This is a genomic window from Paludibacterium paludis (assembly GCF_018802605.1).
In the GTDB taxonomy this organism is placed as follows: Bacteria; Pseudomonadota; Gammaproteobacteria; order Burkholderiales; family Chromobacteriaceae; genus Paludibacterium; species Paludibacterium paludis.
Genome location: NZ_CP069161.1, coordinates 2,538,518 through 2,562,504, shown reverse-complemented (window position 1 = coordinate 2,562,504; position 23,987 = coordinate 2,538,518). Strand labels below are relative to the sequence as shown.

The 23,987-nt window shown below is 65.0% G+C and carries 21 protein-coding genes; 11 read left to right on the top strand and 10 right to left on the bottom strand.

Features of this window, described 5'->3' with window-relative positions; translation table 11 throughout:
* Window positions 1–16 precede the first annotated feature (16 nt).
* Together JNO50_RS11580 and JNO50_RS11575 are read right to left on the bottom strand one after the other, a co-directional pair.
* Window positions 17–643 (bottom strand): DUF1842 domain-containing protein, encoded by a 627-nt coding sequence (locus JNO50_RS11580; RefSeq protein WP_189534622.1) that lies wholly within the window; start codon window positions 641–643, stop codon window positions 17–19.
* Window positions 644–673: 30 nt separating this feature from the next.
* Complete coding sequence (locus tag JNO50_RS11575; RefSeq protein WP_189534624.1) at window positions 674–862, bottom strand: DUF1843 domain-containing protein; 189 nt, start codon at window positions 860–862, stop codon at window positions 674–676.
* Between the two features lie 286 nt (window positions 863–1,148).
* Between JNO50_RS11575 and JNO50_RS11570 the strand changes: the two genes are divergently transcribed.
* Window positions 1,149–2,039, top strand: a complete 891-nt coding sequence (locus JNO50_RS11570; protein WP_189534626.1) for an amino acid ABC transporter substrate-binding protein — start codon at window positions 1,149–1,151, stop codon at window positions 2,037–2,039.
* 4 nt (window positions 2,040–2,043) lie between these two features.
* On the opposite strand, the gene JNO50_RS11565 is transcribed toward JNO50_RS11570, so the two are convergent.
* Window positions 2,044–2,457, bottom strand: coding sequence for an EamA family transporter (locus JNO50_RS11565; protein WP_189534628.1), 414 nt, complete (start codon window positions 2,455–2,457; stop codon window positions 2,044–2,046).
* Between the two features lie 94 nt (window positions 2,458–2,551).
* Here JNO50_RS11565 and JNO50_RS11560 point away from each other — a divergent pair, with 94 nt between their 5' ends.
* A complete protein-coding gene (locus tag JNO50_RS11560; protein ID WP_189534629.1) occupies window positions 2,552–3,445 on the top strand; it encodes a LysR family transcriptional regulator in 894 nt (297 codons plus the stop codon).
* 143 nt (window positions 3,446–3,588) lie between these two features.
* Here the strand turns inward: JNO50_RS11560 and JNO50_RS11555 are convergent, their stop codons facing one another.
* Window positions 3,589–4,173, bottom strand: coding sequence for a TMEM175 family protein (locus JNO50_RS11555; protein ID WP_189534632.1), 585 nt, complete (start codon window positions 4,171–4,173; stop codon window positions 3,589–3,591).
* 377 nt (window positions 4,174–4,550) lie between these two features.
* Between JNO50_RS11555 and JNO50_RS11550 the strand changes: the two genes are divergently transcribed.
* From JNO50_RS11550 to JNO50_RS11520, 7 genes are all read left to right on the top strand, one after another.
* Window positions 4,551–4,961, top strand: a complete 411-nt coding sequence (locus tag JNO50_RS11550; protein WP_189534634.1) for a DUF3995 domain-containing protein — start codon at window positions 4,551–4,553, stop codon at window positions 4,959–4,961.
* 95 nt (window positions 4,962–5,056) lie between these two features.
* Complete coding sequence (locus JNO50_RS11545) at window positions 5,057–5,704, top strand: TetR/AcrR family transcriptional regulator (protein ID WP_189534636.1); 648 nt, start codon at window positions 5,057–5,059, stop codon at window positions 5,702–5,704.
* Window positions 5,701–6,675, top strand: coding sequence for a secretion protein HlyD (gene hlyD / locus JNO50_RS11540; protein ID WP_189534638.1), 975 nt, complete (start codon window positions 5,701–5,703; stop codon window positions 6,673–6,675). Before JNO50_RS11545 ends, hlyD begins: the two co-directional genes overlap by 4 nt.
* Window positions 6,676–6,677: 2 nt before the next feature.
* On the top strand, window positions 6,678–8,417 hold the full coding sequence (locus tag JNO50_RS11535; protein ID WP_189534640.1) for an ATP-binding cassette domain-containing protein: 1,740 nt from the start codon (window positions 6,678–6,680) through the stop codon (window positions 8,415–8,417).
* Window positions 8,414–9,544, top strand: coding sequence for an ABC transporter permease (locus JNO50_RS11530; RefSeq protein WP_189534642.1), 1,131 nt, complete (start codon window positions 8,414–8,416; stop codon window positions 9,542–9,544). The genes JNO50_RS11535 and JNO50_RS11530 overlap by 4 nt, the downstream gene beginning before the upstream one ends.
* A 1-nt stretch (window position 9,545) precedes the next feature.
* Entirely contained in the window at window positions 9,546–10,649 is a 1,104-nt protein-coding gene (locus tag JNO50_RS11525; protein WP_189534644.1) for an ABC transporter permease, read from the top strand.
* Window positions 10,646–12,058, top strand: a complete 1,413-nt coding sequence (locus JNO50_RS11520) for an efflux transporter outer membrane subunit (protein ID WP_189534646.1) — start codon at window positions 10,646–10,648, stop codon at window positions 12,056–12,058. The genes JNO50_RS11525 and JNO50_RS11520 overlap by 4 nt, the downstream gene beginning before the upstream one ends.
* A 6-nt stretch (window positions 12,059–12,064) precedes the next feature.
* Here JNO50_RS11520 and JNO50_RS11515 read toward each other — a convergent pair whose 3' ends face one another.
* From JNO50_RS11515 to JNO50_RS11505, 3 genes are all read right to left on the bottom strand, one after another.
* Entirely contained in the window at window positions 12,065–12,571 is a 507-nt protein-coding gene (locus JNO50_RS11515) for a GNAT family N-acetyltransferase (RefSeq protein WP_189534648.1), read from the bottom strand.
* Window positions 12,572–12,646: 75 nt separating this feature from the next.
* A complete protein-coding gene (locus JNO50_RS11510; RefSeq protein WP_189534650.1) occupies window positions 12,647–12,904 on the bottom strand; it encodes a YjhX family toxin in 258 nt (85 codons plus the stop codon).
* A gap of 310 nt (window positions 12,905–13,214) precedes the next feature.
* A complete protein-coding gene (locus tag JNO50_RS11505) occupies window positions 13,215–13,676 on the bottom strand; it encodes a GyrI-like domain-containing protein (RefSeq protein ID WP_189534653.1) in 462 nt (153 codons plus the stop codon).
* Between the two features lie 316 nt (window positions 13,677–13,992).
* Here JNO50_RS11505 and JNO50_RS19155 point away from each other — a divergent pair, with 316 nt between their 5' ends.
* Both JNO50_RS19155 and JNO50_RS11495 read left to right on the top strand, forming a co-directional pair.
* Window positions 13,993–15,165 (top strand): methyl-accepting chemotaxis protein, encoded by a 1,173-nt coding sequence (locus tag JNO50_RS19155; RefSeq protein WP_483406968.1) that lies wholly within the window; start codon window positions 13,993–13,995, stop codon window positions 15,163–15,165.
* 89 nt (window positions 15,166–15,254) lie between these two features.
* Window positions 15,255–15,983, top strand: coding sequence for a substrate-binding periplasmic protein (locus JNO50_RS11495; protein WP_189534656.1), 729 nt, complete (start codon window positions 15,255–15,257; stop codon window positions 15,981–15,983).
* A 186-nt stretch (window positions 15,984–16,169) separates the two neighbouring features.
* Here JNO50_RS11495 and adhE read toward each other — a convergent pair whose 3' ends face one another.
* The 3 genes from adhE to ptsP all read right to left on the bottom strand — a co-directional run bounded on the left by adhE (window position 16,170) and on the right by ptsP (window position 23,210).
* Window positions 16,170–18,779: a bifunctional acetaldehyde-CoA/alcohol dehydrogenase gene (gene adhE / locus JNO50_RS11490; protein WP_189534658.1), complete on the bottom strand. Its 2,610-nt coding sequence runs from the start codon at window positions 18,777–18,779 to the stop codon at window positions 16,170–16,172.
* A gap of 70 nt (window positions 18,780–18,849) precedes the next feature.
* Window positions 18,850–20,652, bottom strand: a complete 1,803-nt coding sequence (gene ptsG / locus JNO50_RS11485) for a PTS glucose transporter subunit IIBC (RefSeq protein WP_189534660.1) — start codon at window positions 20,650–20,652, stop codon at window positions 18,850–18,852.
* A gap of 44 nt (window positions 20,653–20,696) precedes the next feature.
* Window positions 20,697–23,210 (bottom strand): phosphoenolpyruvate--protein phosphotransferase, encoded by a 2,514-nt coding sequence (gene ptsP, locus JNO50_RS11480; protein WP_189534662.1) that lies wholly within the window; start codon window positions 23,208–23,210, stop codon window positions 20,697–20,699.
* Window positions 23,211–23,987: the final 777 nt, after the last annotated feature.

Below are 23,987 nucleotides of genomic sequence, written 5' to 3'. Positions count from 1 at the left end.
TTTGCGCGAGGCGGGGTCAACGGTGTTCCAGCTTGCCGATTTCGGTTTTCAGTTTTTCCAGCTGCTTGCGCAATTGGGGCTGACTGTCCAGTTGCTGCCGGGCAAGCGCCGCGAGCGACTTCATCCGGGCCAGGTCTCCGCTGGCGATGGCGCTCTGGATCGGCGCGCCGTACAGCACGATGGCGGACGGAACCGGATTGACCCCGGCGCCCGCTTCCCGGGTCAGGATCGCCGGATCGGACTTCAGTTCCTTGTTGATTCTGGCTGGAGCGTTTTCCACTTCAACCCAGTGGCCGCCATTGAAATAACGGTAGCTGGCGACGCCTTTTTGCCAGTCGTGATCCAGCACCAGATGTAGACTGAAATTGGTTTCGGAGTGCGGGTTCGCGCCGAACGGACGGCCTTGCGCGGTGATGAGGATGCGACTGTCATTGGGTGGCATCACGGTCATGTAGGTGTACTGGCCTTTTACATCCGAGTGAACGTTCACGGGGGGATTGACCGCCTGACCGATGTGGGCGGTGCCTATCACGCTGTGCTGCGGGGTGTTGACGAGCAGATTCAGCATCAGGGTCGGTGCGCCGGATGCGCTGGTGCCGATCCGGTAGCTGACCGGAAACAGACCGATGGCGGATTGTGACATGGTGCCTCCTTGGGTTGGGGTGCCGTGTGGTCAGCGGCTTTCCAGTCGCTGGATTTCCTGTTCCAACGCGTCGACGGCGATACGCAATTCATCGGCGAGCGTCAGGTAGTGCCGGCTTTGCTCCAGCAGCAATTTCATCGCGGGCAGGTCGCCTTCACTGATGGCTTGCTGGATGGCGACGCCGTAGGGCGGCTGGGAAGCGGTGGAAGCGTGGGGCATGGCTATCTCCCGATGAAAGGAACGGACGGGCCGCCGGTGCGCGGCGTACTTAGGCTTAGCCGGATGCGCGGTGTCCCGCCCTGTTCTTTGGTGCAGGTTTCGCGGCGTTCCGCGCGCGTGTTCCCCAAGGGCCGCCACCGGGTTGGATGATCCGGTTCTGGCCGTTCGATCAGTGAAGGACGGGGAGATCACGCGAAAGTGTGACGCATCGCTATATGCCCGACATTTTTCCCTGTTAGGATTGGCGCATTGCTGAAGTTGGCCGTAGTGCGGAAACCGGGAAGTGATGAAACGTTTGCTGAGCCTGATGCTTGTTCTGTTGCCTGTCGTGGCGGGGGCGCTGCCCGTGTCGGTGTGGCGCTATTCGGCCGGAGAGGTGGCGGATGATCCGCGCTACCAGTACTACTGGGATCTGGTCGCCGCCGCCCTGAAAACCAACGAGGCGCGTTACGGCAAGGCCGTGCTGGAGCCGGTTTCCGACAAGATGAACGGCGAGCGGGTGGTCAACGAGATGCGTACCGGCGGCCGCGTGGACATCATGGTGCGCACCACCAGCCGCGTGCTGGAAGAGGTCTTGCAGCCGGTGCGCATACCGCTTGACAAGGGGCTGACCGGCTACCGGCTGATGCTGGTGCGCAAGGGCCGCGAAGCGGAGCTCTCCGGGGTCGACTCGCTGTCCGGCCTGCGCCGCTTCAGTCTTGGCCAGCAGGACAGTTGGGTCGATGTGGCCATCCTGCGCGATGCCGGGTTCACGGTGACCACCGCCAACCACTACGAAGGCCTGTTCGCGATGCTCGACAAGGGGCGCTTCGATCTGTTGCCTCGCGGCGTCAACGAGATCGGCCGGGAATTCCGGCTGTTCGCGCAGCGTTATCCGGCCTTGAGCATCGACCGCCGTCTGCTGCTGTATTACCCCTTGCCCCGCTATGTGTTCCTGCCGCGCACGGAGCGGGGGGCGCGCATGGCGGCCCGTCTGGAGGATGGCCTGCGCCGTTTGATCGCCTCGGGTGAATTCGAGCGGCGCTATCAGGCTTACAAGCAAGGCGTGCTGGCGGACAGTCGTTTGGCCGGGCGCCGTCTGATCCGCATACCCAACCCCTATCTGCCCGCCGCGACGCCCCTGTCCGATGCCTCGCTATGGGATCCCCTGACGGCGGAGTTGTCGGCCCGTCACTGAACGGTCAGGATTTCAGAAGCAACCACAGCCCGCCAAGACATAATCCGGCGCCGGCCAGTTTGATGGCGCTTAACGGCTCGCGGAACAGCAGATAGCCGATGGGCATCAGGATCAGCGTGGTCAGCGCGTTGGAGCCGAGGGCCGCGTAACCGATATTCCAGCCAGCCCGGTAGGCCAGCATGAATCCGACCTCGATGCCGAGAATGCCGATACCCAGCGCCACCACTCCCCAATTCAGATCTCCTAGCCGCGTGCCACCCTCCGGTTGCAGCGCCCACCCGCCCAGGCTGAGCACCATGGCGATGCCGTACGCGATCGTCAGCACGAAAAACGGGTTCAGATGCCCGGGCATCTGTTTCATCGACAGGTGATAGGCGGTGGAGCCGGCGACGGCGAGCAGCAAGGCGGAGTAATACATGGCGAGTCCAAAAAACGAGTCGAGCCCAAATGGTAGCGGGAAGTCCTGGCTATAGGTAGAGTGCCTGTTTTTATTCCGGTTAAAAGAAAAGCTTATGACCATGGATCTGGACACGTCGCTGCTGCGGGCTTTTCTCACGGTGGCGCGCGCCGGCAGCATCAATCGTGCCGCGGCCCGGCTTTCCCTGACCCAGCCCGCGCTCAGTCAGCGCATACGGGGACTGGAAACACAGTTGGGACATCGGGTCTTCTCCCGTTCGCCACGGGGTATCGCGCTGACCGCCGCCGGGGAGGCCCTGTTGCCGGCCGCCGAACGCATGGTGGCGCTGGCCGATCAACTGGTGCCGGGACTCGACGCGGCGGCGGGCAGCATCCGGCAACGGCGCAGTATCGGTTTGCTCGAGGATACCGTCGGCTGGGGACTGGCGACCGTGCTGGCCGAGTTCGCCGCCATTCGTCCGTCCCTGGAGTTGCGGGTGGTGACCGGCGTGTCGCCCCGGCTGGGCGAGGCGTATGCCGCGGGCGAACTGGATTTGCTGATCGCCGATACCGGTGAAATGCCCATGCTCGAAGAGCGGCCCAGAAATGTCTGGCGGTGTCCGTTGGTCTGGGCCGGCGCCCCCGATTGGCCGAACCGCGGCGAGCCGTTGCCGCTGGTGATGTTCAGTGCGCCGTGCCAGTGGCGCGACAGGATGCTGACGGCGCTGGATGGCGCCGGCATCGCCTGGCGCATCGTGTTCGAAAGTTCCAGTCTGCAGGCCGTGCAGGCGGCGCTGCGTGCCGGTCTTGGCGTTGTCGCGCTGCTGCCGGACACCATTCCCGCCGGGGTCGCCCGTGCCCGCGGCATTCCGTTGCCGGCCCTGCCCGGGGTGGAACTCGGCTTGTACGTGAATGCCCGCTTCGCGGAGGACCCGATCCTGCGGGACCTGGCGCGATTGTTTCTTGGCGAACTGTCGGCGGCGGGGGAAGAGGGGATGGACGTTTCATGAACGCGTCGCGGTGTTCTCGGTGGTAGCGCGAGGAATGGTTTTTCTGGGATAGGTCATGCGTTCCGTTTCCCAGCTTCGGCCACCCCGCTTGCGATCGGCGAGCTCGCGCGTCCGTGGCGATACCTCCGTCGGCATGGCGCCGCTCAATCGGTACCGTTCGCCAGAACCTTTTCGATCCGCCGGTCCGGAACCAGCCACAACAGGGCCACGAGGCAATACAGCAGGATCCCCGCCCAGGGCGCCGCGTAGCTGAGGGCGATGCCCGCCGCGTAAAGCGCCAGGCTGGCCAGGCCCTTGACGTCGTGCAGCAGCGCGCGCGCCACCGGCGAGTCGCAGCCTTCGTGAGCGACCATCGCCCGGCCAAGCAGGTAGTAGGCGACGGCCGACATGAACAGTATCGCTCCGTAGCCCATTACCGGCAGGGTCCGGTAATGGTTTTCCCCCATCCAGCCGGTGACGAACGGAATCAGCGACAGCCAGAACAGCAGGTGCAGGTTCGCCCAGAGAATGGCGCCATTCACGCGCCGCGCGGCATGGAAGAGGTGATGGTGATTGTTCCAGTAAATGCCGACATAAACGAAGCTCAGCACGTATGACAGAAAAACCGGAAGCAGTGGACGCAGCGCGTCAGGATCGGCACTGTGTGGCACTTTCAATTCCAGCACCATGATGGTGAGAATGATGGCCATAACGCCATCGCTGAAGGCTTCCAGCCTGTTCTTGTGCATGATGGCCTCGTCGTGGTCCGTCCGGTTGCTTCCCTAAAAAAACGCGACCCGCTGTCTTGGCGAGCGCGCAGGTCTCATCGCAAAAAACCGCCTCAACCGGTGCGAAAACCCGGGTATCGCTACGCCGCGGGGCATAGCGCGGCCTCTCCACCCTCGTCATGACGCAACGCGCAACCCTCCTCGCGGGTGGATAGCCACGGAGTCCGCGGTATGGCGGTTCTGTCGTGTCCGCGTTCAAGTTTACGTGAAGTATCTTGAATCATGTCGTTTTCATGCAAGACAGGGTCGAACGGAACGGTTAATGTCACGGAAGTTCGACAAAAGGCGCGATTCGCCGATTGGCGGCACACTTGACCGTAATGAAAGAGGACTATCCGATGACGATGTGGCTGGCGGCGGTGTTGTGCGGGGTATTCGTGATACTGGGTGCGTGGCATCTGTATTGGGCGGCCGGCGGCCTTTACGGCAAAGCGGCGGCCATTCCTGAAGTCGATGGCCGGCGTGTTTTCGAACCGTCGGCCGGTGGTACCGCCCTGGTCGGCATGGTGCTGATCGCCTGTGCCGGCCTTGTCGCCATCCAGTCCGGCCTGCTGGCCGTGCCGGTTCCCGATGCCGTGCGGGTATGGCCGGGGCGTCTGCTCGCCGCGGGGCTGATGGCCCGCGCGGTCGGAGACTTCCGTCTGGTGGGTTTTTTCAAGCGGATCAAAGGCAGCGTCTTCGCGCGCCAGGATACCCGCTTCTATTCACCGCTATGTTTGTTGCTCGGATTGGGCGTGCTGGCGGTGTGAGCGTTGTCGCGAAATGGCAACGCGGCCAGTTGTCCGGGTTGCCTCTGTTTATGTTGTTGGCTTGACTGATTTATACGCTCGTATAAATTGGTGGTATGAACACTTCCTCGCATCCCTCCAACCCGACCCGTCAGGCGCTGCTCCTGACGGGGCTGGAACATGCCCGGGCGCACGGTTTCCGGACGTTGACAGTGCGCGGCGTCTGCGCCGCCGCCGGTATCAACACGGGCAGTTTCGTGTATCACTTCGGCCAGCGCGAGGCTTTCGTCGCCGAGCTGATCGAAAGCTGGTACCGGCCGCTGCTCGATACCTTGCAGTGGCAACTGGACCGCGACGCCGATCCGCTGACCCGGCTGGCGGGAATGCTGCGCCAGCTGTTCACTTTCGCCAGCCACAATGGGGAGTTCATCGGTCAGATTCTGCTCGATGCCGGCTCCGGCGAAAAAGCCGTGAGGGCCTTTTTACGCGGTCTGGCTCCGCGTCATCCGCAAATGATCCTGCGCTGCATTGAAGACGCGCAGGCCGCCGGGCAAGTGTGCGGGGCGCCCGCCCTGCATCAGCTCATGTTCCTCATGGCTTCGCTCGGCATGCCGCTGGTCGCCCAGCGTCTCTTGTGCGGCAAGGACGTGCTGCCGGATGTGATCGAGGAAGCCCTGACCCGTTTTGCCATCGATACCCAATGCCTCGAAGAGCGCCTGGGGTGGGCGCTACGGGGCCTGCGCCCCGGGGAGTGTCCATCATGAACAAACGCTGGCTGTTGCCCGTGGCGGCGGTTGCCGCTCTTTCCCTCTATTACGGCTGGAGTTGGTACGCCGCAGGCCCGGCGGAGCCCGTACTGTCGGGAAATGTCGATATCCGCGAGGTCAACGTCGCGTTCCGGGTCGGTGGCCGTCTCAAATCCCTGACCGTCGATGAGGGCGCAAGCGTTCGCGCCGGAGAGGTGCTGGGCGAGCTGGATGCGCAACCGCTGGAACATGCCCGCGACGATGCCTCCGCCGCGCTGGCGGCGCTCAAGGCGCGGCAGGCGCTGTATCACGCCGGCTACCGCAAGGAGGATGTCGAACAGGCACGGGCGGCGGTCGACGCCAAGGCGGCGGCGCTCGGCAATGCCAGCGAAGTTCTCGCGCGGCAACAGACGCTGGCCGGAACCGGCGCTTCCGCGCAACGGGTTCTGGACGAGGCCCGCGCCCAGCGCGACCAGGCGGCCGCGCAGCTTGTGGCGGCACGGGCCCAGTACCGGGCGTTGACGAAAGGCTACCGGGCCGAGGAAATCGCCGAGGCGGACGCCAATGTCGGGCGCGCCCGGGCGCATCTTGCCGGACTTGAGCTGCAAGTGGCCGATACCGTGTTGCGCGCGCCGGCTGCCGGGGTGATCCTCACCCGCGCGGTCGAGCCGGGCAGTATGCTTGCCGCGGGCGGTACGGTGTTCACGCTGTCGCTGCGGCGGCCTGTCTGGGTGCGCGCCTATGCCGCCGAACCGGATCTGCCGCGCTTTTCCAGTGGAACCCGGGTCAAGGTCAGTTGCGACGGTTGCCGAGCCCGCTACGACGGCGTGGTCGGCTTTGTCTCTCCGACCGCCGAATTCACTCCCAAAAACGTCGAAACCGCCGATTTGCGCACGGCGCTGGTCTACCGCCTGCGCGTGGTGATCGCCAACCCCGACGACGGTTTGCGGCAGGGGATGCCCGTCACGGTGCGCCTCGCCGGGGGGTGATCATGAACGGCCATGCCATCGTGGCGGATGGATTGCACCACACGTTTGCCGGCGTGCCCGCGCTGCATCGCGTCGATGCGGCGATTCGGCGCGGCACGATCACCGCTCTGGCCGGGCCGGACGGGGCGGGCAAAACCACCCTGATGCGCCTGATCGCCGGGCTGCTTGCGCCCAGCGGCGGGTTGTTGCGGGTGAACGGGCTGGATCCGGTCGCCGATGCCGGCGCATTGCGCCAGCGGCTCGGTTACATGCCGCAGAAGTTCGGTCTCTACGAGGATCTGACCGTCCTTGAAAACCTGGATCTGTATGCCGATCTGCGCGATGTCACCGGCGATGCGCGCGCATCGCGCCTTGCCCGGCTGCTATCGTTCACCGATCTTGCGCGCTTCACCTCTCGCCCGGCCGGCAAGCTCTCGGGGGGAATGAAGCAGAAACTGGGACTCGCCTGCACTCTGATCGGCTCGCCGGACGTGCTCTTGCTGGACGAGCCATGCGTCGGCGTCGATCCGGTCTCGCGCCGGGAGTTGTGGCGGATGGTTTGCCAACTGGCGTCCGACGGCATGACGATTGTCTGGGGCACATCGTATCTGGACGAGGCCGAGCGCTGTTCGGATTTGCTTCTGATGCACGAGGGCCGCGTGATCCACTCGGGCACGCCCGGCGAACTGATAGCGTCGATGACGGGACGCAGCATGCTGTTGCGGAATATCGAGGGGAACCGGCGCGCCGTGTTGCGGCGGGTCGTGTGTTCGGAGCGGGTGATCGACGGTGTGCTGCAGGGCGAGGCCATCCGGCTGGTCCTGGCCGAGCCCGGCCGTGCGCCGGATTCCGCCGGACTGGGCGCCGGCGCCGATGCGCAGCTGGTCGATGCCCGCCCGCGCCTCGAGGACGCTTTCATGGCGCTGGTGGGCGGCGGACCGATGGGAGTCTCGCCGCTCGCCGATCATCTGGACCGGGTGGAATGGCCAAGCGGGGTGGATGACACCGGGGCCATCGAGGCAACGGATCTTACCCGGCGCTTCGGCGATTTCATCGCCGCCGACCGGGTCGGTTTTCGGGTGCGGCGCGGCGAGATTTTCGGGTTGCTCGGTCCCAACGGCGCCGGCAAGTCGACCACCTTCAAAATGATGTGCGGCTTGCTGCGGCCGACCTCGGGCGAGGCCCGGGTGATGGGGTACGACCTGACGCGCAGCCCGGGCAAGGCGCGGCAGCAGCTGGGCTATATGGCGCAGAAATTCGCCTTGTACGGCAATCTGTCCGTGGCGCAGAACCTGAGGTTCTTCTCGGGCATTTACGGGCTGCGTGGCAAGATCCGGGATGAGCGGATCGCCGACATGGTGCGGATTTTCGCGTTGGGTCCGTATCTTGACATGTCGGCGGGCGAGCTGCCGCTCGGGTTCAAGCAGCGCCTTGCGTTGTCGTGCGCGCTGATGCATCGGCCGGCCATCCTGTTTCTGGACGAACCGACCTCCGGTGTCGATCCGGTGACGCGGCGCGAATTCTGGAGTCATATCAACGGGCTGGTCGACAAGGGCGTCACCGTGATGGTGACCACGCACTTCATGGACGAGGCCGAATACTGCGACCGGATCGGCCTGGTCTACCGGGGACGGATGATCGCCGCCGGCACGCCGGATGAGCTCAAGCGGCGGGCGCGCAGCGACACCCTGCCGGACCCGACCATGGAGGACGCATTCATCGCCCTGATCGAGCGCGAAGAACGAACCGGGGAGAGCGCATGAATTTCAGTTTCCGGCGGCTCGCCGCTCTGTGCCGCAAGGAGAGCCGGCAGATCGTCCGCGATCCGAGCAGCATTCTGATCGCCTTCGTGCTGCCGGTGGTGCTGTTGTTCATTTTCGGTTTCGGCATCAACCTGGACGCCAACCGGATCCGGGTCGGCATCGTCTGCGAGGACGGCGGGGCCGAGGCCGCGCGCTTTGTCACCGCTCTTGAGGCGTCACCGTATATCGACAGCCGCCGGGCGATGTCGCGTCAGGCGATGGCGCGTGAACTGAAAGCCGGCCACGTGCGGGGCATGGTGGTGATCGCCGGAGACTTTTCCGCGAAAGTGCGGCGAGGCGGGGGGGACGCCGCCATCCAGGTGCTCACCGACGGCGCCGAACCCAATACCGCGAACTTCCTCGGCAACTATGTGCAGGGCGTCTGGCGGGTGTGGATGACCGCCCGGGCGCGGGATCTTGGCGTGGCTCCGCCCCCGTCGGTGTCCATCGAACCGCGCTTCTGGTTCAACCCGACCACCGTCAGCCGCAATTTTCTGGTGCCCGGATCCATCTCCGTGATCATGACCATCATCGGCGCTTTGCTGACGTCGCTGGTGGTCGCCCGCGAATGGGAGCGCGGCACCATGGAGGCGCTGCTGGCGACACCGGCGACGCGCGCCGAACTGCTGCTCTCCAAAATCCTGCCGTATTACGTGCTGGGGCTGATGGCCATGACATTGTGCGTACTGGTGGCGCTATTTCTTATGCATGTGCCGTTCAGGGGCGGGCTGTGGCTGCTGTTTCTGGTCGCCAGCCTGTTTCTCGGCAGCGGCCTGGGGTTGGGGTTGTTCCTGTCCACCGTGACGCGCAACCAGTTCATGGCCGCGCAAGGCGCGCTGACGGCCGCGTTCCTGCCCGCCACCATGCTGTCCGGTTTCGTGTTCGACATCGCGAGCATGCCGGGGCCCGTCAGGGCCGTCACCTATCTGATTCCGGCGCGCTATTTCGTCAGCGCGCTGCAAACCCTGTTCCAGGCCGGGGATATCTGGCCGGTGCTTCTGCCGAACATCGCCTTTCTTTTCATGTCAGCGTTGTTCTGGCTCGGGTTGACCGCCTGGAAAACCAGCCGCCGGCTGGACGGGAGCTGACATGTGGTACCGACTCTACACCCTGGTGCGCAAGGAGCTGGCCGCGCTGCTGCGCAATCCGCAAAGCCGCGGTCTTCTGATCGTGCCCGTCCTGCTGCAGTTGGCGCTGTTTCCGTTCGCGGCGACGCTCGAAGTCAGGAACAGCCATCTGGCGGTGTTCAATCAGGATGGCGGCGCGGCCTCCATCGAACTCGTCGAGCGGCTTGCCGCGACGCGCGCGTTCCCCTACATCGAGATGGCGCGCAGCGATGCGGAGCTCGCCCGGCTCATCGACCGCCAGGAGGTGCTGCTGGCCATTCGCATTCCCCGGGACTTCTCGCGTCGGCTGGCCGCGGGCAGGGGCGTGTCCTTGCAGGCCATCATCGACGGTCGCCGTTCCAACAGCGCCCAGATCGCCTACGGTTATGCCGGCGAGGTGGTGCGCGATTTCACGCGGGAGCGCTATGCCGGCACGGTGCCGGCCACGCTGGTGACGCGTCACCTCTACAACCCCAATCTCGACTACCGCTGGTTCGTTCTGCCGAGCCTCGTGGCGATCATTACCACGATCGGTTGCCTGATGGTCACCGCCCTGTCACTGGCCCGCGAGAAAGAAGAGGGAACGTTCGAGCAATTGCTGGTCACCCCGCTGACTCCGGCCTTCATCATGGCGGGCAAGGCCGTGCCCGGTGTGCTGGTGGCCCTGGTGCAAGGCGGCATCATCGCGCTCGCGGCGGTATGGGTGTACCGCGTGCCGTTCACCGGGCCGGTCTGGCTGCTCCTGGCCTCGATGATCGCCTACGGTTTGTCGCTGATCGGCTTCGGTCTGCTGATTTCCGCCCTGTCGTCCAACCAGCAGCAGGCGTTTCTCGGTTCCTTCGCCTTCATGTCGCCGGCGGTCATTCTGTCCGGCTACATGGCCCCCGTGGAAAACATGCCCCCCGTGCTGCGCGCGCTGAGCGCCATCGATCCGTTGCGTCATTTCATCGTCATCGTCAAAGGGATTTTTCTCAAGGGATATGGCGCGGGCGACGTCTGGCCCCATGCCTGGCCGCTGCTGGCCATCGCCGCCGTCACGCTCGGTTGCGCGTACCTGTTGTTTCTCAGAAGGAGTGGATCGCTATGACCCGCTTGTCGCGCCTTGTCGTCATCAGTTCCTGCCTGTGGCTCTCGGCCTGCGCGGTCGGCCCCGATTACCGGGCGCCGGTTACCGCGCAGGCGCTGCCCGACCGCTACGCGGCGGCGCCGGATTCGGCCATGCCGGCGCCGGAGCGCTGGTGGACGCTGTTCGGTGACCCGACTCTGAATGCCCTGGTCGAGCGGGCATTGCGAAGCGGCCCCGATATCGCCATGGCCGAAGCCCGGGTGAGGGAGTCCCGCGCCCGGTTCGCGATGGCGGGCGGAGTCCGATGGCCGCAATTGAATACCGGCGCGCGGTTGGGGCGCGACCAGATGTCCCGCAACAGCGAAAGCCTCGCCAACCTGCCCTTGCCCAATCCGCGCACCGGTTTCACCGATTACCGCGCGGGGTTCGATGCCTCCTGGGAGATCGATCTGTTCGGCCGCCTGTCCCGCGGCGTCGAGGCGGCCGGCGCCCGCATGGAGGGCAGCGAGGCGGCGCGCCAGGATGCGGCGCTGCGGGTGGCGGCCGAGGTGGCCCGCAATGCCGCCGATGTGCGCGCCTGGACACTCCGCCGGGAAAACGGCGCGGAAGCGGTCGCCGACAGTCGCGATCTGCTGCGTCTGACGGAACTGCAACGCCGCGCCGGCTGGCTGTCGGATCGCGAGGTCGACGAGGCGAGTGCCGCGCTGGCCGATCAGGAAGCCGCGCTGCCCGTGATGGACGCGGCACGCCATGCTTCGCTGGCGGCGTTGTCCGTGCTGGTGGACGAACCGGTCGAACGTCTTGCCATCCGGTTCGAGGGGACGGCGCCATTTGCCGTGCCGGAGGCGATACCGGCCGGACTGCCGTCCGAACTCTTGCGGCGCCGCGCCGATGTGCGGGCGGCGGAGCGGGCGCTGGCGGCGGCCACCGCCGACATCGGCGCGGCGGTGGCCGAGCAGTATCCGCGCCTGACGCTGGTCGGTTCGGGAGGATGGGATTCGATCTATCCGGGGCGCCTGACCGAATCGGCCAGCCGGTTCTGGAATGCCGGGCCGCAGTTGACGCTGCCGCTGTTTGCCGGTGGACGGCTCAAGGCCCAGGTCGACGCGCGCGAGGCGGAGCGCGATGCCGCGTTCGCCGCCTATCGCAAGGCCGTGCTGTCGGCGCTGGCCGATGTCGAGACCGCGCTGGCGCGCTGCAAAGAGGAGGCCGTGCGGGATGCCGGCCTGAGCCGGGCGCTCGCCGCCCGGGAAGCGCTGGTCGGCCAGACCGAACGGCGGGCCGCCGTCGGCGAGAGCGCCCGGAGCGAAGTGCTGGCCGCCCGCATTCAGCGCCGCGCGGCCGGCGATGCGCTGCTGGCGTCGCGTCAGACGCGCGCGGCGGCGATGATCGCCCTTTTCAAGGCGCTGGGCGGCGGGTTCGGCGACTAGCGCCGGTCAGACGCTGGCGTCGAATGCACCGGAAAACGTCACCGTCCCTCGCGGGCGATCCTCCCCGAACGCCAGTGCCAGGACGTATCCGGACGGGATGCCCGGGGATGCCAGATCCGGGTGCGGCGCGAAACCGAAGCGCGAATAGTAGTCCGGATCGCCGACCAGCACGCAACCGGCGGCGCCTCGCGCCTCCATCAGGGTCAATGCCTGGCGCATCAGCCGGCTGCCGACGCCTTGCCTCTGCCGTCCGGGAAGGACGGAAAGCGGGCCCACGCCATACCAGCCGACGCAGCCGGAGGAAAGGGAGACCACCGAGACGGCGACATGGCCGACCAGATGCGCGTCGTCCTGCGCAACGAGCGACAGCGCGAGCTCGCCGCGCCGGCGCAACGCGTCGACGATGAACTGTTCGGTGTGGCTGGTGTGGGGCGCGGTCAGAAACGCCGTGCGAGTCAATTCGAAGATGTCGGCGCCATCCTGGGGCTGTTCGAGTCGGATAAGAATGGTCATGAGCGTGTTTTCCGGGGAAACACCGGAGCGTCGCGGCAAACCGGAAACCGGTCGTCCGCGCTCCCGGCGGTCCGTTCATTGATTGTCGATTTGCCCGCGCACGGCGCGCAGGCCCATCGTGTTGATCAGATAGGGTTGGCCGTTCTTCGAGCCGATCAGCCGTTTGGCTTTCAGTTTCCGGAAGACGGTCGGAGTGCAGTCGGACAAGATGTACCCTTCGCGGGTATGGCAGTCCACAGTGGCAATATGGCCCGTTTCATCGCGGATGAGCACGATGCGGCCGCCTTTGGCGAGGACGTGAAGTGTCCTTTGCTCCGGCTTGGAGAGATTCATGTCGGGTGTGTTCGCAATCAAGTGACAAACATGCGGCGACCCTGCGCGGGTGCCACCAGCGGTCTGAACATGGCGATAACCTGGCGCCTTGACGGCGTAACCGGGTTACCGGATTGCGGCAATCTCCAACATGCGAGCCTTATGCGAAGTAATGACGGGACAGTCGCCGTGATGACGACCTTCGCGATTGTAGGCCGAGGCGTGACGCCAGAGCAAGAGTCAGCGCTTTCGCCGGCCACTATCCGATGAATCAAACGCCGTGGACACTGGTGCGTAGTCTGGAGGATTTTCTGGGACGGAACACCGGCGGTCATTCGACTCCGAACTGCAGTTCGACCCGGTTGTCCGGAGAGTCGGGAGCGGCCCAGGCATGATAAATTTCGCGGCTCTCTCCGGTGACGCGCAGTCCGGCTCCGGTGATGTCATTCACGAGCGGCTGGTAGCCGTGCTCGAACAGCCCGGCAAGGCTGCCCCGATACTCCGACGCCGCACAGGCGAAACGATTCAGGGTCTTGACTGCGAAGGCGGAGTCCGAGCCCGTCTCCGGTCCGTCGACCGGCAGGCAGAACTCGGCGAGACAGCGATCCGTGCCGTTGGCGGGAAGTTTGTGGTAGACAAAAACCCACGGGCCGGCGATCGACAGCCGCTGTTTTTGCGCTTCGGCGAGCAGGGCGGCGCAGAGTTTTTCCGCATGCGAACCGATTTCCGGGATTGTCAGCTCTTGCGCCGCATACAGCACGGTCAGCGGTTCAACAACTTTCTGATGCATCATGGGTTCTCCTCGCGCCGTATGGGTAACATAAAACCCGTTTATCATGGAACCTGGCACGTATAACGTCAACGATTCCCGGGCGCGACGGGAAAGGGCTCTTCGGACCCCGATCGCCCGTGCTTGGCGATGACGGCGCGTATGCCATGCATGCTGTCTGAATGCGGCGGTCTTTCCCGCGATAGGCGTGGATGCCCCGGACTGTGCCGCTTCGTCATGCGCAGTGTGGCGCAAGCGGCCCGGCTCCGAACCGTCGACCGGCAGAATAATTGATTATGAGCTTTGAATCTCTATGGGAATAATCTAGACCATAGTAGTGATGACGGATGTTCCGGCAAGCCTGTGGCGAGGAGGGTGCATGTTCGGCTTTGGAAAAGCGGCGAAACAGACCCGCGGCAAAGACAGTGGCCAGGATGAGTTGAACCGTCTGCGCCAGATGCTCGACAGGGTCGATAACCTGGTGATGCTGGCGGATACCAGTCGGGACAATGTCATTTTTTATATGAACAAAACGGCGCGCGATGTCCTGCATCAGCACCGGGACGCCCTGAACCGCACGTTCCGCGGCGGCGCCGATGTCGATCAGGCGAACCTGCGCAGTATCCATCAGTTCCACAAGGACCCGGATCGGATCCGCCGCATTCTCGCCAACCTGGCGAACCGCAGCATCGCCGAACACCGCGCGGTGATTCCGGTGGGGGATATCCATTTCGAAACGACAGTCTACCCGATGTGGAGCGAGCATCCTCCGGGCGAGCTGCTGTGCTTCATGGCATGTTTCCGCGATATTACCCATCAGGTCGAAAACGAGCGGGTCGCGGCCGACAACGCGAAGCGTCATCAATGGCTCGAGCACAATGTGGGCTCGGTCAGCGAGAATGTCCAGGCCATGAGCGCCACCATCGAAAACGTGGCGACCCAGTCCGCGGCGGCGTCGGAGTCCGCCGAGCTGATTCTTGGCGAGGCCAGGCAAGGCATGACGCGGGTGAGCGAAACCAACCGCAGCGTCAAGGAAGTGGCCGATATCGTGCGCTCCACGGCGGACAGCCTGTCGCGCCTTGGCGAGCGTTCGCAAACCATCGGGCAGATCGTGGGGGTCATCAAGGACATCGCCGATCAGACCAGCCTGCTGGCGCTGAATGCGGCGATCGAGGCGGCGCGGGCGGGGGAGACCGGCCGGGGTTTCGCCGTGGTGGCCGACGAGGTCAGAAAACTGTCCGAGCGTACCGCCAAGGCCACTCAGGAAATCGGCGACATGATTCGCGACACCCAGCAGGACATCACCCTCAATATCCAGTCCATCGAAGAAGGCCGCCGCCGCGTGCATGGCACCGAGGCGGAGTTCGCCAACGTGGAAACGGCGCTGACCGCGATCGACCAGGGGGTGCATCAAATGCGCGATTATATCGTGCAGATCGCCGGTGCGAGTGAAGAGCAGGCCGCCACGGCGCAGGACATCGCGGACAAACTCTCCGAGATTGTGCATCGCTAGACCCGGCGCCGGACTATAAAAAATGGGTGCGGGTATTGCCGGAGGGAGAAGGCGTGAGGGGTGCGGGGCTGGTGGGGGGATGGGCGCTGATGGCGATGTGTACGGCCGCGCCTCCCGAAGTGGTGGTATCCACTGGCGAGTACGCGCCGTGGACCAGTGAAAAACGCGCCGACCAGGGCTTCGTGAACCGGGTGGTGGCCGAAGCTTTCCGGCGGGAGGGGATGTCGGTGCGGTTTCAGTATTATCCCTGGCGGCGAACGCTGGAGGTGCTGCGCGCCGGCCGGGCCGATGCCAGCTCCTTCTGGTTCGATGACGCCGAGCGCGTCCGCGAGTTTCTTTACAGCGATCCCGTTTCGGAACATCGCGAACTGCTGTTTCACCGCAAGAACCTGTCCGTGCCCAAATGGAGCGCGCTGGAGGACCTGGCCGCCTTCCGTTTCGGCGCGACGCGCGGCTACACCTATACCCGCGCTTTCTGGCAACTGGCCGGCGACGGGATTCTCACGGTCGAAGAGTCGGCCGACGATGAAAGCAATTTCCGCAAACTCCTGGCCGGCCGTATCGATCTGTTTCCGATGGATGAGGTCTCTGGATGGCAAATGCTGGCGTCCCCCCTGTTTCCCGAGGGTACCCGCGAGCAGGTGACGGCCGAGTCGCGTCCCCTGAGTCTGCAGTACGGCCATGTGCTGATGCGCCGCACTCCCGATGGCCGGCGCCTGCTCAAGGCCTTCAATGACGGCCTGGCCAGGATGAAAACCGACGGAACCTACGAGCGATTCAGGGAAGACATCTACCGGGGTGCGAAGGTCGAGCGATAACGCGAGCGCCTGTCGATTCCTTTTGTCTGGCGTGTGTGAGACGAATGGTCTCGAGATGTCTTAATGTTGCTAATGACGAAAAAACGCGCCCCGCCCGGATGTACTCCGGCGCGGGGCGCCAGCGTCATGAGAACAGTGTCCGGATGGTACCGGTTCCCGTATCAAAATGCCGTAAAACCCGCGGCGTCACGCTTCCTCTCTGAGGTGGCTCTCGACATAGGGGCGGCCATAGAAGCTGTCCAGCAGCACCTGCTTGAGCTCGGTGATCAGCGGGAAGCGCGGATTGGCGCCCGTGCACTGATCATCGAAGGCCTCTTCGGCGAGGTTGTCGAGCCGGGCGAGGAACAGGGGTTCGCTCACGCCGGCCTCCTGGATGGACGCCGGGATGTCCAGCGCCGCCTTCAGGCTGTCCACCCAGTCGATCAGTCTCGCCACTTTTTCCCGGTCGGTGCCGCCGCCCAGTTTCAGGTGATCGGCGATCGCGGCGTAGCGGCACAGCGCCTGCGGACGCGAATACTGGCTGAACGCGGCCTGTTTGGTCGGCGTGTCGGTGGCGTTGAAACGGATCACGTTGCTGATCAACAGCGCATTGGCGAGCCCGTGCGGCAGGTGGAACTCGGCGCCAAGCTTGTGGGCCATCGAATGGCAGATGCCGAGGAAGGCGTTGGCGAAGGCGATGCCGGCGATGGTGGCGGCGTTGTGAACCTTCTCCCGGGCAATGGGGTCTTTCGCACCGTTGGCGTAGGCCGACGGCAGGAAGTCCCGCAACAGTTGCAGCGCCTGCAGCGCCTGCCCGTCGCTGTATTCGTTGGCCATCACCGAGACATAGGCTTCCAGCGCATGGGTGACGGCATCGATGCCGCCATGCGCGGTCAGGGTTTTCGGGAGGTTCATCACCAGGTTCGGGTCGACGATCGCCATGTTCGGCGTCAGTTCGTAATCGGCGATCGGGTATTTGACCCCGGTCGTCTCATCGGTGACCACGGCGAACGGCGTGACTTCGGAGCCGGTGCCCGAGGTGGTCGGAATGGCGACCAGCTCGGCTTTCACGCCCAGTTTCGGGAACTGGTAAATACGCTTGCGGATATCCATGAAGCGCAGCGCCAGCTCTTCGAAATAGACATCCGGGTGCTCGTACATCACCCAGATGATCTTGGCGGCATCCATCGGCGAGCCGCCACCCAGCGCGATGATCACGTCGGGCTTGAAGCGGTTGGCCACGTCGGTGCCGCGACGGACCATTTCCAGCGTCGGGTCGGCCTCGATTTCGTAGAACACATCCACTTCCACCTGGTTCTTCTTGAGGATCTCGCTGACCTGATCGACATACCCGGCCTTGAAAAGATGCGGGCCGGTGATGATCAGCGCGCGCTTCTTGCCTTTGAGTTCTTCGAGCGCCACCGGCAGGCAGCCGCGGCGGAAATAGATCGACTTGGGAAGTTTGTGCCACAGCATGTTTTCCGCCCGCTCCGCCACGGTTTTCTTGTTGATCAGGTGTTGGGGACCGACGTTCTCGGAAATCGAGTTGCCGCCCCACGAGCCGCACCCCAGCGTGAGCGAGGGCGACAGCTTGAAATTGTACAGGTCGCCGATCGCGCCTTGCGACGCGGGCGTATTGATCAGGATGCGGGCGGTTTTCATGCGGGCGCCGAAACGGCGAATGCGCGCCTGCTGCTGATCCTGGTCGGTGTACAGCACCGAGGTGTGGCCGATGCCGCCCAGCGCGACAAGACTGTCGGCGATATCCATGGCGTGATCGAAGTCGCGCGCGCGGTACATCGCCAGGGTGGGGGAGAGTTTTTCGTGGGCGAAGGCCTCGGCCTCGCTCACTTCCTCGACTTCGCCGATCAGCACGCGGGTGGTCGGCGGAACCTCGACGCCCGCCATCGCGGCGATGGTCAGCGCGGACTGGCCGACGATATCGGCGTTGAGCGCGCCGTTTTTCAGGATGATGCCGCCGACCGCGTCACGATCGGCGGGGGGAAGGATATGCCCCCCGTGGCTGTGGAACCGCGCCCGGACCTGTTCGTAGACGTCGTCGACGATGATGACCGATTGCTCGGACGCGCAGACCACGCCGTTGTCGAAGGTCTTGGACAGCAAAATGGAGGCGACGGCGCGCTTGATGTCGGCGGTTTCGTCGATCACCACCGGGGTGTTGCCGGCGCCCACGCCGATGGCGGGCTTGCCGGAGGAATAGGCCGCGCGCACCATGCCGGGGCCGCCGGTGGCGAGAATCAGGTTGATGTCGGGGTGTTGCATCAGCTGGGTGGACAGATCCACGGTCGGTTCGTCGATCCAGCCGATGATGTCTTCCGGGGCGCCCGCGGCCACGGCGGCGCGCAGCACCAGGCGCGCGGCCTCACAGGTGGAGCGTTTCGCGCGCGGGTGGGGACTGAAAATGATGCCGTTGCGGGTTTTCAGGGAGATCAGCGCCTTGAAGATCGCCGTCGATGTCGGGTTGGTGGTCGGCACGATGCCGCAGATCAGCCCGATCGGCTCGGCGATGGTGATGATGCCGAACGCCGGATCCTGATCGAGGATGCCACAGGTTTTTTCATCCTTGTACTTGTTGTAGATGTACTCGGAGGCGAAGTGGTTTTTGATCACTTTGTCTTCGACTACCCCCATGCGCGTTTCTTCGGCGGCCAGTTTGGCGAGCGGAATGCGCGCGTCGGCCGCGGCGAGCGCCGCCGCCCGGAAAATCGCATCGACCTTCTCCTGGCTGTATTCGGCAAAGCGTCGTTGCGCCGCCTTGACCCGGCCGATCAGGTCGTTCAGTTGTTGGCTGTCCATCGTTCATTTCCTCAAGTCAATCAATCACTGTGTTGCCGGAGGCGCGGTTGTCCGGCCCCCGGCAGGGGATTCATCGTCCTCTCAGGTAGGCGTCCATCGCGGTTTTCAGGTTCTCGGACTTGGGTCCGAAGATCGCCTGGACGTTGTTGCCCACCACCATGACGCCGGCGGCGCCCAGGGCCTTGAGCCGGGATTGGTCGACCCGCGCCACATCGTTGACGCTGATGCGCAGGCGGGTGATGCAGGCGTCGAGACTGACGAGGTTGCCGGCGCCGCCGAAGGCCTCGACGAGGTCGGCCGCGACATCGCCGGGCGGAACCGGAGGCGTTCCGCTTTCCGGCGCCGGGACGGTGGCGGAACGCGGGGCGGCCGGGCCTTTCAGATAGGAGTCCATCGCGGTTTTCAAGTTCTCGGACTTGGGGCCGAAGATCGCCTGGACGTTGTTGCCCACCACCATGACGCCGGCGGCGCCCAGGGTCTTGAGCCGGGACTGGTCGACCCGCGCCACATCGTTGACGCTGATGCGCAGGCGGGTGATGCAGGCGTCGAGGCTGACGAGATTGCCGGCGCCGCCGAAGGCCTCGACAAGATCGGCCGCGATGCCGCCGGATGGAGCCGAAGGGGTGGCCGGTGCAGATGCGGAGGGCTGAGCCGGGGCGAAAGCCGTTGCGGCGGCTGGCGCCGGGGTGGCCGCGAACATCGCGGCGGCTTCCGTCTCCCGGCCCGGCGTCTTCAGGTCAAGCGCCCGGATGACGACGCGGAACACCGTGTAGTAAACGACCGCGTAGATCGGTCCGAGAACGAAGACCAGCCAGGGGCGCACATCGCGCACATAGAATAGGCCGAAGTCGATGGCGCCTTGCGAGAAGGTGAAGCCCATGTGGGCGCCAAAGATGTTCATCAGGTAGAAGGCGAGGCCGACCAGCGCCGCGTGGATGGCATACAGCACCGGGGCGACGAACATGAAGGAAAACTCGATCGGCTCGGTGATGCCGGTCAGGAAGGACGTCAGGGCCGCCGACACCATCATGGAACCGACCGCCGCGCGGTTTTCCGGTTTGGCCGAGTGCCAGATGGCGATGGCGGCGGCCGGCAGGCCCCACATCTTCGGCAGGAAGCCGCCGGCGAGAATGCCGGCGGTCGGGTCGCCCGCGAAGAAGCGGTTGATGTCGCCATGGATCAGTTTCCCGCCGGCGTCCACGAAGTCGCCCATCTGGAAGAAGAACGGCACGTTCCAGATATGATGCAGACCGAACGGCAGAAGCAGCCGCTCCACCACGCCGTAGAGCGTGACGGCGACCGAAGGGTTACTGACCGCCGCCCAGTGGGAAAACGTATTCATACCCACCTGAACGGGAGCCCAGACGAAGGACAACACGACGCCCAGCACGAGGCAGGCGACGGCCGTGACGATCGGCACGAAGCGCTTGCCCGCGAAGAAGCCCAGGTAGGGGGGCAGGTCGATCCGATAGTAGCGGTTGAACAGCACCGCGGCCACCACCCCCGAGAGGATGCCGCCGAACACGCCGGTGTCCATGGTGGCGATGCCCATGACCTGGGAGGTATGGGCGCCGAGCACGCCCGCCATCACGCCCATCGCGCCCAGGAGCACCACATAGCCGACGATGGCGGCGATCGACGCCACGCCATCGTTTTCCGTGAGGCCGAGGGCGACGCCGACGGCGAAGATGATCGGCAGATTGCCGAAGATGGCGCCCCCTCCTTGCGCCATCAGGTGAGACAGAATGGCCGGCATCCAACCGAAGTTGGCGCTGCCGATGCCGAGCAGCAGGCCCGCGACGGGCAGCACCGCCACGGGCATCATCAGTGATTTGCCGATTTTTTGCAGAACCGAAAACGCATTGACAGACATGATCGTGTCCCTCTCCTTGTTGAGTCGTGGCCCTGACGGGCTGCCTAGTCTTTCACTGCTTTCGTCAAACGTGTCCGTACCTCGGCGGCCGTGCCGAGCGACAACACCTCGGTCGCCAGCGCCTCGCATTCACTTTTCGCGTGGCGGCGAACCAGAGCCTTGATCTGCGGAATCGACGGGACGCTGACCGACAGCTCGTCGACGCCGAGGCCGATCAGCAGCGGCACGGCCAGCGGATCCGATGCGAGCCCGCCGCATACCCCGACCCATTTGCCGTGCCGGTGGGCGGCGTCGACGGTCTGGCGGATCAGGTGCAGCACGGCAGGGTCGAGCGCGTCGGCCTCGTTGCCGAGAGCCGGATGATTGCGGTCCATGGCCAGGGTGTACTGGGTCAGGTCATTGGTGCCGATGGAGAAGAAATCCGCTTCGCGCGCGAACTGTTCGGCGAGGATGGCGGCGGAGGGGACTTCGACCATGATGCCGATCCGCACGGGCGGCATGCCGAGCCGGGCGCGCTCCTCCTCGACCATCGCCTTGCAGCGGCGCAGCTCGCCCAGCGTGGCGATCATCGGAAACATGATACAGAGCCGGGTGACGGGAGCCGCGCGCAGGATGGCGCGCAATTGCGTGCGCAGGATGTCGGGTCTGGCCAGCCCCAGGCGGATTCCTCGCACGCCAAGGAAGGGGTTGTCCTCCGCGGGCATCGGCAGATAGCCGAGCGGTTTGTCGCCGCCGACGTCGAGCGTGCGAATCACCAGCGGCCGGTCGGTGCCGACCGCGCGGGCGATGCCTGCGTAGGCCTCGGCCTGCATTTCCTCGGAAGGCGCGTCGGCGCGCTGCAGGAACAGATACTCCGAGCGCAGCAGACCCACCCCTTCGGCGCCATTGGCGAGGCCCTGTTCCGCGTCGTCGAGGCCTCCGATGTTGGCGACCACTTCGACCCGGTGCCCGTCGGTCGTCACGGCTTCCTGCGCGGCCTCCCGGTGCGCGCTCGCGCGCATGCGTTGCTGCTCGGCGCGGCGCGCGACGGCCCGGCCGAGCGCGTCCTCGTCCGGAGCGGCATGCAGGGTGCCACGTTCGCCGTCCAGGATGACGGGCGTGCCGTTTTCCAGCGCCAGCGCCGCCGGATCGATGCCGACCACGGCGGGAATGTCCAGCGAGCGGGCGAGGATGGCGACATGGCTGGTCGGGCTTCCCCCGATGGTGCACAAGCCCGCGACCCGGGTGCGATCCAGTCCGGCCGTCAGGGATGGCGTCAGCTCCTCGGCGATGAGAATCGAGCCTTCGGGGAGGTCGGGCATCGACAGCTGCGTTCCGGTGAGAATCCGCAGCACGCGAAGTCCGATGTCGCGCAAGTCGTCGGCGCGCGCCGCCTGGGCCGGATTGGGTAGCGCGGCGATCCGGTCGGCGCATAGCGTGAAGGCTTGCTTCCAGGCGAAGGCGGCGCTTTGGCCGGTCCGGATGCCCGCCTGGGCGCGATCCAGCACGTCGGGGTCTTCGAGGAGCGCCTGATGCGCCGCGAAAATTCCCGCGCCGTCGGCGCCTCCCGTGCGCGCGAGCTCGTCAAGCTGAAGACGGGCCGTGGTCAGCGCGGCCGCCAGCGCACTGTGTTCGTGCTCTTCTCCCGATCCGGTTTCGGCGACGCTGACGTCCTGGGCGGAAAGGCGGTAGCTTTGCCCCACCGCGATGCCGGCACACGCCCCGAAGCCACAGAGCAGTCCGGGCTCGCCGCCGGCAAGGGGGCGGGGAGCGATCGGGGTCGCGACCGGCGCGGCTTCGTGCGGGTCTCCCGCGGCGGGCTGGCGCAGCGCGGCGATGGCGGCGTCGGCGTCGGGACCTTCGGCGACAAGGCGCACCGTATCGCCGAACACCACGCTCAGACCCATCAGGGAGACCACGCTCTTGGCGTTGGCGCTGTCGCCCCGGCACTCGAGCCGTATGTCCGACGCGAAGGTTTTGGCGATCGCGGCGATCACCGCGCAGGGGCGCGCGTGCAGGCCGGCCGGCCCGGCGACCCGGATCGGTTCGGATTCGGCCCGTTGCGCGGCGGGGGCGGGGGTGTCCCGCTCCGCGGATGCGGTGTCCGGAACGAGCCGCAGAACCGGGTCGAAGCCGGCGCTGACGAAATTGCCGGGGCTGCCCGCGCCGGCGAGCGTTCCGCCGCCGAGCACGATGACCGGCGTGACGATGCTGCGGGCCCGGCTTTTCAGGAAATCCATGTCGAATTCGATGAGCGGCGTGCCCGCCGCGACACGTTCGCCCTGTCCGACGAGCAGGGCGAATCCCTCGCCCTTGAGCAGAACGGTGTCCAGGCCGATATGCATCAGAATGTCGATGCCCTCGTCGGTGCTCAGGGTCAGCGCGTGATGCGCCGCGTGGATCTGGGTGACGGTGCCGTCGCACGGCGCGACAAGACGGTCGCCGGCGGGAAAGATGGCGATGCCGTCGCCCAGCATTTTTTCGGAAAAAACCGGATCGGGAACCTCGGCAAGAGGAACGAGGGTGCCGGACAGAGGGGCGCAGAGAACCCGCTCCCGGTGATGCGCGGATGTTGACATAACGAAACCTCACGATCTGCCCCGGCCCTGGAACCCCAACGGGGCGAAAGAGAGCCGGTGGCACGCTAAACAGGAATAGCCCTACCTGCACCGTACTATTTATTAGTTGTCGTTTAAACTTATTCTGTCAATCCCCGAAGATTCCTCGTGTCCCCGTTGTGGATCCGTCGCTCGTCGACAACACCGTGTGCTGTCATCCCGCCGGGGAGTCACGGCGCGCCGTGTAGCAATGCAACACGGATGGCGGCGATTACTCTGCATCAAAATGTAACATTGTTACAAGTCGAAAAGCTTTATCTACGTCAAACCGCGGGCGGGTTTTCCCGCTGGCATTATCCAAAATGGCACACTTTTTCCCGGGAACACGATCTGCGGGAGCGTTGCGGCGTCAGGCGGCGGGAGCCGGGATGGCTCGCCGCAAGAAAAATCCCGCAGAATCAGCGCCATGACAATGTTTTTTCTGCTTGCGGGTGAAGTATTCGTCAAGACTGGCCTAAACGCCAGTTGCCGGATGGCGGCAGAGCGAAAGGGGGGAGGCGAACGGCCCGCAACGCCGATTCGATCGCTCGATGAAATCCCGGAGCGCGGCAAGCTGCCGCACAGCGAATGTCGCTTCCCGGTCGTCAGCGCTCTTGATGTAAAGGGTGAATTGGGCGTTGTCGACCAGCCGCGCCCCGGGGCCGCTCGGCGCCGCTTCCCTCACCGGTTTTCGAGGCGGGACTCGACTCATTGGATCTGCTCCCGGATGGGGAATCATGAACGCGGTAATGGTGGGTT